Source organism: Photorhabdus bodei (assembly GCF_003287735.1).
Taxonomy (GTDB): domain Bacteria; phylum Pseudomonadota; class Gammaproteobacteria; order Enterobacterales; family Enterobacteriaceae; genus Photorhabdus; species Photorhabdus kayaii.
Genome location: NZ_NSCM01000033.1, coordinates 23237 through 37172, shown reverse-complemented (window position 1 = coordinate 37172; position 13936 = coordinate 23237). Strand labels below are relative to the sequence as shown.

The following is a 13936-nucleotide window of genomic DNA, read 5'->3' as shown; positions in this document are numbered from 1 at the left end:
GTGAGAAACTATCAGCAACTTAACTCCTATATATTCCGCCACTTGAATGCGTGTGATGATAATCTTATATGTATTAGCCTCATCCCTGAAGCCAATCTCTTCATGTCTCAGAAAAATTTAGTCATAAAACTGACTAATACTCTCTTTTTCTTGGCCGGATACGATGACATTTAACAACCGTTCATAATATGTAGCCATCCTATCAATGACTGATTCTGTATACAGTTCAGGATTGTAATTGAGTTCACAACTGATATTTTGTGGCATATATAAGAAATTCATCCCAAGTGATTCAAAAGGAATTATTTCGGTCTCTATCACTTCCACATCAAGATTTGGCAGTGATAATTTTTCATCTTTAGACATGTCGATAAAATCATAGAAACTTTGTGCATCCAAATAGTTAAACAGAACGTTAAATATATTATCCCTCGCCTTTTCTCCCACCGCGTCAATCACGACAGACATGTGGATATTAGAATTCTCTATGGCGCGATGAATAGACTGACTAACCTGCTTAATGATTCCTTGTAGGCCCATTTCCTTACTGATATTTGATTTTACTATCAAGTCACCCAAGAATAATCCTATTGTTTGATGGCTTTCTATGCGAGTTCGGTCAGCTTTTGGTGAGGTAACAATATGTTGTGATTCACCAGAGTGCATAAAAAGACAAGTGTGGAACAAAGCCATAAATAACATATAAGGTGTGATCTTCTGGGTTTCACAATATTGCAAAACAGCTTTATCCAGCGAATCTGGTATTTTGATATGACGGGCGTGAGACCGATATTTTGAAGCCAGATGTTTTCTGAAAGAAACAGGAAAGTCGCGTTCTGGATTAACATCAGCAAATTGTTGTTGCCAGAATTTAATTTGTTTTTTAGCTGCCTCAGTCGCATGGATTTCTTGTAAGTCATAAACATAACCAGAATATTGCATGGCAACGGGTGGCAACGTGTTTTCTTGCTCTTGTGAATAAGCCGTATATAACTGTTTAAACTCATTCATAATGATATTGACAGACCACCCATCGGAAATAATATGGTGCACATCAATAAATAATACCGTGATTGTTTCCGAAACAGGCAACAGGAATGTCTTAATTAGCGGGCCATTATAAACATCAAAAGGTGTTCTTAATTTCTCTTCCCAGAGCTTATTAATTTCAATAATGATTTGTTCTCTCTCGATTCCTCTTGGTAACGCTTCAATAACTTGAAGATTAATTTTCATACTATTATCAGGCTGCATGAAAATTTGCCCATTTTCTTTATAAAACTTAAAACGCAAACTTTCATGTCGCGCTAAGATGGTATTTAAACTTTTTTCCAACGCACTGTGATTCAACTCTCCTTCCATCAGCAAAGTAATGGGTACGTGGAAACTGTCCTCCAACAGCGCTTCTTGAATAAAATACCAATACATTTTCTGACAATAAGAAATAGGCATTTTTCCATCAAATGTATTGTGATCAGATATATTGTGTGTTGTCTTCGGTGCGGATATTTCATGCTTATGACTATGACGAATTACACTGGCAATCTGAGCAATGGTTGGATTTGCAAATAACTCATGCATACTGAAATTATTGGCCAAAGTATTTCTTATGGAAGCGGTTATTTTAACGGCCAAAAGTGAGTGACCACCGAGTGAGAAGAAATTATCATAAATACCAATTTGATTGATTTTTAGATGTTCTTGCCATAACTGACAGAGTTTTTCCTCAATTTCATCTCTCGGTGCGATATAAGCCTGACGACGTAAGTCATTTTCATCTGGAATAGGTAACGCTTTTTTATCCACTTTATTGTTAAAATTCAGTGGAATACGTTCCAATGGGATATAGAGACTGGGCACCATATAGTCAGGCAGTTGTTTTTTCAAGGCGGATTCCAGTAGCTCCGCAAGTTCTCCACTAATAGCAGGAAGTCGCAGGTAATCAGCTAAATGCGTTTGGCTGTAATCTGCATTAAAAGCGGTTGCTTTCTCCGCCAGCCAATGCGTACTCGGGCAAACATAAGCAATGAGTTTCCTATCCTCACTGTCATCACCATCAGCGATCACCACAGCATTACTTAAAATCTCCTGCCCCGCCAGCACCGATTCGATTTCCCCCAATTCAATACGATGGCTGCGAATTTTAACCTGCGAATCCAGGCGGCCAATGAATTCCAACTCACCTTCTGGCGTCCAGCGTACTAAATCACCAGTACAGTAAAGTCGGTCTGCCGGGTTGGTACTGAAGGGGTCTCGGATAAATTGTTTTTCCGTGATATCCGGTGCATTCCGGTAACCGCGTGCCAGTTGAATGCCACCGATATGCAGTTCCCCGACAGCCCCAAGAGGCACCAGATTACCGTCGGAATTCAGGATACGCATCACAGTATTCGGCAGCGGTTTTCCAATCGTCACTCGCTTATCTGCTGTTAATAAGGCGGAGGTCACAATCGAAGTACACTCTGTTGGGCCATAAACGTTAAACAGCTTTCTGCCCTGTGACCACTGCGCAGCGATATGCGGTGCCACCGCTTCCCCTGCCAACAACAAGGTTGAAACTGTACGCCATTTGTTGAAATCCAAATAAGGCAACAGCGCCGGCGGGAGTACGGCATGGGTAATTTGGTGTTTTTCAACCATCTCATCCAACCATTCAGGCGAACGGCGGTGTGTTTCTGAAATCAAATACAATGTGGCACCATAGGCCAAGGTCATTGCCATTTCCAACACTGCGGCGTCGAAGCTCCAGGAAGCAAACTGCAACCCGCGAATATCAGCATCCGCACCAAATAACGTGGCTTGTGCTTGTACCAGATTCACCCAACCCTTGTGCTCCAGCATCGCTCCTTTTGGTCGGCCAGTAGAACCAGAGGTATAAATGACATAGGCCAGATGATTTTCTGTCAGGGGCACTGAACGATGAACGATATTGCCAGTGGGCAGGTTTTGCACATGTGACTGTACCGTTCCGGCATCCAGACAGATAACGTGTTGCTGACTGATAGGCAATTTATCAACCAGCGGTGTTTCGGTCAGGATAAATTCAGCACCGCTGTGCGCCAACATGTATTGCAGGCGGGCTTGCGGATAACTGGCATCCAAAGGCACATAAGCTCCACCCGCTTTGAGGATGCTCAGCAGTGCAATCACCGTTTGCAATGACCGGGGAAGGCAAATTGCCACCAGAATATCTGGCTGGATACCCTGCTCAATCAGGTAATACGCCAACTGATTGGCCTGAGCATTAACAGCTTGATAACTTAAAGCCTCTTCACCAAAAACCAGCGCGGTTTTTTCAGGATTCAGTGCTACTTGTTCTTCAAACAACTCATGAAAGCAGCGCCCTTGTGGGTAATGGTTCTGTGGCCCATTTAATTCATACAGTAAAGTATGCTTTTCAGCCTCTGCCAATAATGGAAGTTCATGAACGGAGGGCTCTTTATTGACTGAATCATCTGTCATCACCTCAACAATGCCAGAAAGCAAGGTTGCGTAATTGGCGATAAATCTTTCAATGGTACTGCTATAGAACAGACTGGTATTTGAAATCCATACTATAGATAATTCTCCTGTCTGTTCTTCTTCAAAAACATGGATTTCCAAATCAAACCGAGTTGTTCTAAGTAAATTATCCCCGAGTTCAATAACATCATCCTGTCCCAGTATTGCGTCACGTCGGTTATTCTGTACTGCAAACATGATCTGAAATATCGGATTATAATTTAAGCTTCGTTCTGGGCTGAGCTTTTCCACTAACATCTCAAACGGCAAAGCTTGATGTTCATAAGCATCCAGAATGGTACGGCTGTTTTGTTTTAATAATTCACTGAACGTCGGCTGACCAGATAAATCTGTTCTGATAACCAATGAATTAACAAAAAAACCGATCAGCGGTTCAATATCAGGATGTTGTCTGCCGGCAATGACGGTTCCAACCAGAATATCTTTTTCATTACTATAGCGGCTCAACAATACGGCAAAAGCCGTTTCCAGGAACATAAATAGTGTAACGTTATGTTTGGTGCATAATGCTCTGATTGCCTGAGTAAGATGTGCTGAAATGCGCTGTAGATGAATCCGCCCTTCGATATTTTGTTTCTCTGGCCGTGGATTATCCAGCGGCACACGGTGGACGGGTGAAATTCCGGCTAACTGCTTCTGCCAATATGTCAGCTGTTTTTTCAGCACATCACCTTGCAGCCAGCCCTGTTGCCACTGGGCATAATCGGCATATTGAATTCTCAGCGGCGGTAGCGGATTTGTCTCACCCTGACAATAAGCTTTGTATAACGTGAAAAATTCATGGAGAAATATTGCCATCGACCAGCCATCGAAGGCGATATGATGTATCGTATAAATGATGAGGTAATCATTTTCTGCCAATTTTATTAACCTAATGCGTAGCATCAGATCGGTATTAAGGTTGAAAATTAGATTTTCTTCTTTCTTGCTAATTTGTTTTACCTGTTCGTTTTTCTTAATTTCAGACAACGCAGATAAATCATGATGTGTAATTGGTAAATCGAAATCCGTGGCAATAAATTGCCTCGGTTCGTTATTGATGATTTTGAAATGGGTCCGCAAGATTTCATGGCGTTCAAGTAATAATTTAACGGCCGCCTCAAACGCTGCTATGTTAATGGATTCCCGCAGTCTGAAATCCCCCATACAGTTATATTGGCGACTGCCTCCATCCAGTTGATCAATAAACCATAGTCGTTGTTGGGCAAATGAAAGCGGATAATGTTCCGCTTTGCCATCACGCTGAATATCTTGCAAAAAGTGATGAGTTTGCTCTTCTGAATCGAGCTGGTTCAGAAAATCAATCAACTCTTGTTTATGCCGTTTCCATTCACTGAACAAAGCTGGTGGAATACTGCCGCGGCTAGTCTCGTATTGTAAACGGTTATCAGTCACGAACAGAGTAATTCCCTGATCTAAAGACTCATTGATAATTCGCGCGGCATTTTTCATATATCACCTTTCAATAGTTCTTGCGCTGTTTCTTTCCCGGCCTGGAAATGTTTTCTTTTTTCTTTGATAAGATGAATAGTGACAATCTGTGATAGCTGCTCAAGTGTCGGGTGTTCAAAAACACTTCTCAACGGAACTTCTATTTCTAATTCGTTACGTATTGAACTAATAAGGCGCGTTGCCTGAAGTGAATGTCCACCCAATGTGAAGAAATTGTCATAGATACCTACTTGACTGACATTCAATAATCGTTTCCATAACTGACCGATCTTAATTTCTATTTCATTTCTTGGCACCACATAGTTTTGTCGGCGTAAATCGTCTTCATTTGGGATCGGTAACGCTTTTTTGTCCACTTTGTTATTTAATGTGAGTGGCATTCGTTCCAAAGGAATATAAAGACCTGGAACCATATATTCTGGCAATTGTTGTTTCAGTACGGATTCGAGTAATTCTGAAAGTTCCCCACTAATGGCCGAAATTTGCGGATAATTAGCTAAATGGGTTTGATTATAGTCAGTACGTGCTTGTACAGGTGGTAACTCACCACGACTAAAAACTACATCCAGCAAATCAAGTTGCTGTTGTGACCATGTAATGCCGCATTGATAACCACATTGTTCAGCATATTGCAGTAAGGATTCGAATTCCTGAACCTGTTGTAATGCCTGTGGGGAGAAACTGCCGACATTTGCTGGTGGCGTTATCATCTGATTGGCTGACCAGTGACGCAGCCCTTCTGCCAAAGTGAGGTCATCTTTAATTCTGGCATTGGGGATACCTGAAATACCCAATATATCCTCCGTGCCCATCTGTAACAAATTACGCAGGCTTTCAAAAGAATCGAAATTATGCCAATTTGAAAGCAATTCATTACAAGATTTGGTATTTTCACCTCTTTTGTGCAATATGACATCGTAACGATAACGCAACATTTCATTGTCGCCGATGCCACGTTTAACCAGAATATCAACCCGACCAATTTCGGGGTAACGCTCCGGTAATTGGGCAAAATAAGTTGGACTGAGTAAAAACTCGGGTTCTTGTTGTAAACGCCGCTGAATACGGTTCGCCAGCGTCCCTACCTGAATACGCTGCCCGTTAAGATGACTTTGCTCTATTGCTGTAGCATGGGCGGTTAATAGATCCAAATTGCGGATATCTCCCAGCAAAATTTTCCCACCCGCTTCCACCGCCGGTATTAACTGTTCAAGTACTTTTTCCAGATATTGAACATTGGGGAAATATTGGATAACAGAGTTAATCACGACAGTATCAAATTCATCAGCGCTCAATGTTCCTAAGTTGAGCGCATCGCCTCTTCTGAGCTGCACATGTGACCAGCCACGTTGTTGCAGAATATGTTGATGCCGATTTAAAACCTCAGCCGAAATATCGGTCGCCACCACTGATTCGCACTGTTCAGCATAGCGATACAACAATAATCCGGTACCACAACCAATTTCCAGTAAGCGATGAGGATTCAGGGCTTTAATCCTGTGCATGATTCCTGCTAACCATTCCTCCATTTGCTCAAGGGCAATCGGCTGTTCAGTATAGCTGTTCATCCAGCCGCCGAAATCACTGTCTAATGCAACTACATCACCTTTCTGAGTGCTCTCTTTTTGAGTACTATTCGTTGTAGGCTTCGTTGTGGTTTGACGGTACTGATCATCAAAAATTTCTGTCCAGTTCTCAACGCTACTTGCGTTAAATTCAACCGCTTTTTCACCTAACCACCCTGTACTTGGGCAGACATACGCAATGAGTTTTTTATCTTCATCTTGACCATAAGCGATCACAACAGCACTACTTAAAGCATCATGCCCGGACAAAACTGTCTCGATTTCACCCAACTCTATGCGGTGACTACGGATCTTAACCTGAGAGTCAACACGGCCGATAAATTCCAACTGACCATCCGGTGTCCAGCGTACTAAATCGCCGGTTCGATAAAGCCTGTTTTCCCAACCATCCGTTGAGTGTGAGCTGAATGGATCACGGATAAACTGCCTTGCTGTGATTTCCGGTGAGTTTCGGTAACCGCGTGCTAATTGAACACCGCCAATATACAGTTCCCCGATAACGCCTATCGGAGCCAAATTACCTTCCGGATCAAGAATACGCATCACAACGTTAGGCAAAGGTTTTCCAATCGTAATCTTCTCGTCAGTGAGTAAAGCTGTGGTGACAATGGATGTACATTCTGTCGGGCCATATACGTTAAACAGTTTTCTATTCTGTGACCAACGAACAGCAATCTGTGGTGGTACTGCTTCACCCGCCAAAAGCAAAGTTGAGACAGAACGCCATTTGTTAAAATTCAGATGAGGAAGCAGCGCCGGAGGTAGTACAGCATGGGTTATCTGATGTTTTTCAACGACCTCATCCAACAACTCAGGGGAGCGTCGTTGGGTTTCGGAAATCAAATACAGTGTTGCGCCATAGGCCAATGTCATCGACATCTCTAAGATCATGGCGTCAAAACTCCAAGAGGCAAACTGCAACCCCCAGCAATGTGAGTCAATACCAAATAAATCTGCTTGCGAGAATGCCAGATTAACCCACCCTCTATGTTCCAGCATCACCCCTTTCGGTTTACCGGTAGAGCCAGAAGTATAAATCACATAAGCCAGATGATTTTCCGTGAGCGGAAGTGGGCGCTCAGTAATATTATCCGTAGGCATATGTTGTAGCTGAGACTGTACTATCTCTGTATCCAGACAAATCACTTTCTGTTGGTTAACTGGCAGTTTTTCAACCAGGTGAGTTTCAGTCAGGATGAATTCGACTTCACTGTGATCCAACATATATTGGAGGCGGGCTTTCGGATAACTGGGGTCTAACGGTACATAAGCGCCACCCGCTTTAAGAATACCCAATAATGCCACAACAGCTTGCAATGACCTTGGTATGCAAAATGCAACCAACGTGTCCGGTATGATCCCCTGTTCGAGCAGATAGTGAGCCAATTGGTTAGCTTGCTCATTTAATGACTGATAACTCAGGGTGTCATCGCCCAAAATCAGTGCATTTTTTTCAGGGTGTTGTGATACCCGCTCTTCGAAGAGTTCATGGAAACATTTCCCGGTCGGATAAGGAATTTGTGGCCCGCTCCATTCATGCAGTAAGGTATTCCGTTCAGCATCCGCCAATAATGGAAGGTCATGAACGGACGGCTCGCTGATACCCGCATGATGCTTCATCACATCAACAATATTGGTCAGCAAAATTTCGTAATTGGCGATTAATCTGTTAATGGTCGCATTTCTGAACAGGCTGGTGTCAGAGATCCATCCAATGGATAACTCACCTTCGTCTTCTTCATAGATATGAACTTCCAAATCAAATCGGGTGGTCAGCAGGGAACGTTCTTTGGATGTAACAATACTATCCTGCTCCAGCGTTGTATCCCGTTGATTATTCTGTACTGCAAACATGATCTGGAAAATAGGATTATAATTTAAATTCCGTTCTGGACTGATTTTCTCCACCAGCATCTCAAAAGGCAGGTCTTGATGTGCATAAGCATCTAGGATCGTACGACTATTTTGTTTTAATAGTTCACTGAATGTAGGCTGACCGGATAAATCCGTTCTGATCACCAGTGAATTGACGAAAAATCCAATCAAAGACTCAGTGTCACGGTGTCTTCGCCCTGCAAGTGGCATTCCAACCAAAATATCCTTTTCACTACTGTAACGACTCAACAACACAGCAAAAGCCGTTTCCAAAAACATAAATAACGTCACTTCATGTTTGGCGCACAGTGCTCGTATTTCTTGGGTCAACGCTTTTGAAATACGTTGTGGATGAACATTTCCTTCAAAATTTTGTTTTTCTGGCCGTGGATTATCCAGTGGAAAACGGTGAAGTGGAGAAATACCTGATAATTGGTTTTGCCAGTAATCCAGTTGTTTTTGCAGAATATCACCTTGCAGCCAGTCCCGTTGCCATTGGGCATAATCAGTATATTGAACTTGTAATGGCGGCAGAGGATTACCCTCGCCTCGGCAATAAGCACGATATAATGTCAGCAGCTCACTGATAAAGATTGCCAGCGACCAGCCATCACAGGCGATATGATGAATCGTATAGAGAATGAAATAATCATCATCTGTTAATTTCAGCAACCGAATACGCAGCATCAGGTCGGTGCTGAGATTAACAGCTTGTTTCCACTCCTGCTCACCGAGTTGTTTAAACTGTTGTTCCTGCTCAAATTCTGAAAGTGTGGACAGATCATGTATGGTAATCGGCAAATCATAATAAGTCGCGATAACCTGCCGGGGCTCATTATCAATAATTTTGAAATAAGTACGCAGCGATTCATGGCGTTCAAGCAATGTTGCTATAGCCGCCTCAAAAGCGTTGAGATTAAGCGACTCTCTCAACCTGAAATCACCTGTGCAGTTATACTGCGGACTGCCTTCGGTAAGTTGATCGATTAACCACAAACGCTGTTGAGCAAATGAAAGTGGGTAATGTTCCGCACGCTCATAACGCGGAATACCTTGCAGTCGGTGAGTGTCCGAATCCTCTTCTGAATCGATTTGCTTCAGGAAATCAATCAATTCTTGTTTATGTTGTTTCCATTCACTGAGCAGTTCCGGAGGAATGCTATCTCGGCTGGTTTTATATTTCAGTTTGTTATCAATAATAAACAGAGTAATCCCTTGATTTAAAGCTTCATTGATAATTTGTGCTGCATTTTTCATATATCACCTTCCAATAGTTCTTGTATTGTCTCTTGCCCAGCCTGGAAATGCTTTCTTTTTTCTTTAACCTGATGAATCGTGGCGATTCGTGCTAATCGCTCAAGTGTTGGATGCTCAAAGACACTGCTCAACGGTATTTCAATGTTTAGATCATTGCGTATTAAGCTGATAAGGCGGGTTGCCTGAAGAGAGTGACCACCCAGCACAAAAAAGTTGTCATAAATGCCGACTTGGCTAACGCCCAACACTTCTTGCCATAACTGGCTAATTTTTCTCTCCACTTCATTTCTTGGCGCAATATAACTTTGTTGGCGGAAATCATTTTCATTTGGAATAGGCAACGCTTTTTTGTCCACTTTGTTATTTAACGTGAGTGGCATTCGCTCCAGCGGAATATAAAGGCTTGGAACCATGTATTCTGGTAATTGTTTTTTCAGTGCTGATTCAAGTAGCTCCGAAAGTTCAGTTTTAATATCGGAAGACTGAGATGCGTTGTCGGCATTAAATTTCAGCCCTTTTTTATCCAGCCAATCTTTGGTTGGACAAACATAGGCAATCAATCTCTTATCGTTCCCATAAGTAATAACCGCAGCATTGCTTAAGGCGTCATGTCCGACCAGTGCAATTTCGATTTCTCCCAACTCAATCCTAAATCCTCTAATCTTGACTTGAGAGTCAATCCGGCCAATAAATTCCACACTACCATCAGGCAACCAACGGGCTAAATCTCCCGTTCGGTATAAACGTAGGGATTGGGCTTTGTCCGTTAAATCAGTAATAAATTTCGTTGCGTTTGTTTCAGGGGCATTCAAGTACCCGCGCGCCAGTTGGATGCCACCAATACATAATTCCCCGGCAACACCAATAGGTACTAGATTGCCTGATGGATCAAGAATACGGATAACGGTATTGGGCAATGGTTTCCCAATTGTAATTTTGTCATCAGTTAATAAGCCCGAAGTCACAATGGCAGTACACTCTGTCGGGCCATATACGTTGAACAGTTTTCTGCCCTGTGACCAACGAACAGCGCTCTGTGGTGGTACAGCTTCCCCTGCTAAAAGTAAGGTTGAAACGGAACGCCATTTATTAAAGTCCAGGTAAGGCAGCAAAGCAGGTGGTAATACAGCATGGGTAATCTGATGTTTATCAACTAACTCATCCAAATATTCAGGGGTATGCTGTTGGGTTTCTGAAATTAAATAAAGTGCTGCTCCATACGCCAGTGTCATAGATATTTCTAAGATCATGGCATCAAAACTCCAGGAAGCGAACTGCAATCCCCGGCTATATGAATCAACACCAAATAAACCCGCCTGTGAAAGGGCCAAATTTACCCACCCCTTATGTTCCAACATAACCCCTTTCGGCTTACCCGTAGAACCAGAGGTATAAATGACGTAAGCCAGGTTATTTTCCGTGAGTGGGAATGGGCGTTCAGCGATATTATCCGTAGGCATGTGCTGCAATTGTGATTGCATTATCTCCGTATCCAAACAGACGACTTTCTGCTGGCTGATTGGGAGTTTTTCTATCAAATCTGTTTCGGTCAGAATGAATTCAGCTTCGCTGTGTTCCAACATATATTGAAGACGAGGTTTCGGATAACTGGGATCTAACGGCAAATAAGCTCCCCCTGCTTTAATAATCCCCAGTAGCGCTACTACAGCGCGTATTGAACGAGGAATACAGAGCGCGACCAATGCTTCTGGTTTGATCTTTTGCTCTGTCAAGTAATGAGCGAGTTGGTTAGCTTGTTTATTTAGTTCCTGATAGCTTAATGAATTGCCGTCAAAAATAACTGCTGTTCTTTCAGGATATCGGGCAACTTGCTCCTCAAACAGTTCATGAAAACAGCCTCCATGCTGGCTACGATCCTGTAGGCCATTCCATTCATGTAATAAAGTGTGTATTTCAGCTTCTGCTAATAGTGGAATCTCATGGACAGAAGGTTCCCTGTGTATCAGATCGGAGCCAATACATGGCTTCATGACACTAACAATATTAGCAAGCAAGGTTTCATAATTAGCGAGTAATCTTCCAATAGTCATATTTTTGAATAAGCTGCTGTCATAAACCCATAAAAGGGATAATCCTCCCTCCTCTTCTTCATAAATATGAATTTCCAAATCAAATCGGACTTTTAAAAGAAGACGTTCTTCAAACTCAATATTATTATCCCGCGCCAGTATCGTATCACGTTGAGTATTCTCCAGAGTAAAAGCGATTTGGAATATAGGGTTATAATTTAAGTTTCGTCCCGGACTCATTTTTTCCACCAGCATTTGAAATGGCAGATCTTGATGTGCATACGCATCCAGGATAGTGCGACTATTCTGCTTTAATAACTCACTGAAAGTAGGCTGGCCAGATAAATCCGTTCTGATCACCAGAGAGTTAACAAAAAAGCCAATCAGCGGCTCAATATCATGGTGTCTTCTCCCTGCAAGTGGTGTTCCGACCAGAATGTCTTTTTCATTACTGTAACGACTCAACAATACGGCAAAGGCTGTCTCCAGAAACATGAATAATGTGACTTCATGTTGGTGACATAATGCTCTTATTTCTTGTGTTAAATCCCTTGAAATACGTTGATCATTAAGATGCCCCTCAAAACTCTGTTTCTCTGGTCGTGGGTTATCCAGTGGAAGACGGTGAAGTGGAGAAATACCTGATAACTGGGTTTGCCAATAATCCAATTGTTTTTTGAGAATATCACCTTGCAGCCAATTTCGTTGCCATTGAGCATAATCGGTATATTGGATTTTAAGTGGCGGTAATGGGGCTATTTCTCCTTTATTATACGCGCGATATAAGGTGATAAGTTCATTGATAAAGATTTCTATTGACCAACTATCACAGGCAATATGGTGAATGGTATAGATAATCACATAATCATTTTCAGCCAGCTTTATCAGGCGAATACGCAACATCAAATCAGTACTGAGGTTAAAAACCAAGTTATCTTCTTCTTTACTGAATCTTTTGACTTGAGATTCTTGCTCAGTTTCAGAGAATGCAGTCAGATCATGTAGTGTAATGGGTAAATCATAGGAATGTGTTATGACTTGCCGTGGCTCATTATCAATAATTTTAATATGGGTACGTAACGCTTCATGGCGCTCAAGCAACGTTTCTACAGCAGCCTTAAAAGCATTGAAATTCAGTTGTTCCCGTAATCTCAAATATCCGGGACAATTATATTGGGGGCTACCTTCGGTAAGTTGGTCGATAAACCACAGGCGTTGTTGAGCAAATGAGAGTGGATAATGTTCTGCATGGCCATCACGTTGGATATTCTGTAATTGATATGTTTGAATTTCTTCTTCTGCATCGATCTGGCTTAAGAAGTCGATCAACTCTTGTTTATAATTTTTCCATTCACTAAACAATTCCGCAGGAATACTATCACGGCTAGTTTCGTATTGTAATCGGTTATCAGCAACAAACAGAGTAATTCCTTGATTTAAAGCCTCATTTACAATTTGCGCTGCATTTTTCATATATCTCCTTGAAAATATAATATCAAATTATTTACACACGTGATTATTTATTATGTCCATAATTATAAAGTAACAAATTTTTAATCATGTTAGCATATGGGCATCGAAAATCATTAATAACGTTGTTTGATTTTGTTATCAAAACAGCGATAAAATATGAAAATTTTTTAATTGATGAGCAATATAAAATCATATAAAATTAACAGCCATTTAAGCAGATAATGAGCTTCATCCATAAAGCTTATTCATTAACTATTTACCTGTTATTCGTCTAAATCTATACCTTATGGATTTCAAGATGCATCGCGGCGGCAAGGGAGCGAATCCCCGGGAGCATAGATAACTATGTGACCGGGGTGAGTGAGTGCAGCCAACAAAGAGGCAACTTGAAGGATGACAGGTATATATCTAAAAAATCTTAATCATAAAAATAACCGATATTCTCTTTTTCCTAACCAGATACAATGGCATCATTAATCGCTCATAATATCTGATGACGCTATCAATAGCTTATTTGGAATAGAGTTCTGGATTATATGAAAATTCACATAGGATATTTTAGGGCTTATTGATAAAAATCACCCCAAATGACTAGAAAGGAGTTGGAGTAATCTATATAGGTTCTATGCTCAGGTTAGTAAATAATTCTTCTTCATCACTTTCTATATCGATATAATTAAATAGTCCAATTTCTTGCAAAATGGCATCCACGTTGGGGCGTCAGCCAAAGAGTTGAACGAA

General features: G+C 41.6%; 3 protein-coding genes. All 3 read right to left on the bottom strand.

Annotation, left to right across the window (positions count from 1 at the left end; genetic code table 11):
* Positions 1-117: 117 nt before the first annotated feature.
* The 3 genes from CKY02_RS16310 to CKY02_RS16300 are packed head-to-tail and all read right to left on the bottom strand — an operon-like array spanning position 118 to position 13195.
* Positions 118-4974, bottom strand: coding sequence for a non-ribosomal peptide synthetase (locus tag CKY02_RS16310; protein WP_112896113.1), 4857 nt, complete (start codon positions 4972-4974; stop codon positions 118-120).
* Positions 4971-9692, bottom strand: a complete 4722-nt coding sequence (locus tag CKY02_RS16305; RefSeq protein ID WP_112896112.1) for a non-ribosomal peptide synthetase — start codon at positions 9690-9692, stop codon at positions 4971-4973. Before CKY02_RS16305 ends, CKY02_RS16310 begins: the two co-directional genes overlap by 4 nt.
* Positions 9689-13195: a non-ribosomal peptide synthetase gene (locus CKY02_RS16300; protein ID WP_112896111.1), complete on the bottom strand. Its 3507-nt coding sequence runs from the start codon at positions 13193-13195 to the stop codon at positions 9689-9691. Before CKY02_RS16300 ends, CKY02_RS16305 begins: the two co-directional genes overlap by 4 nt.
* Between the last annotated feature and the right edge of the window lie 741 nt (positions 13196-13936).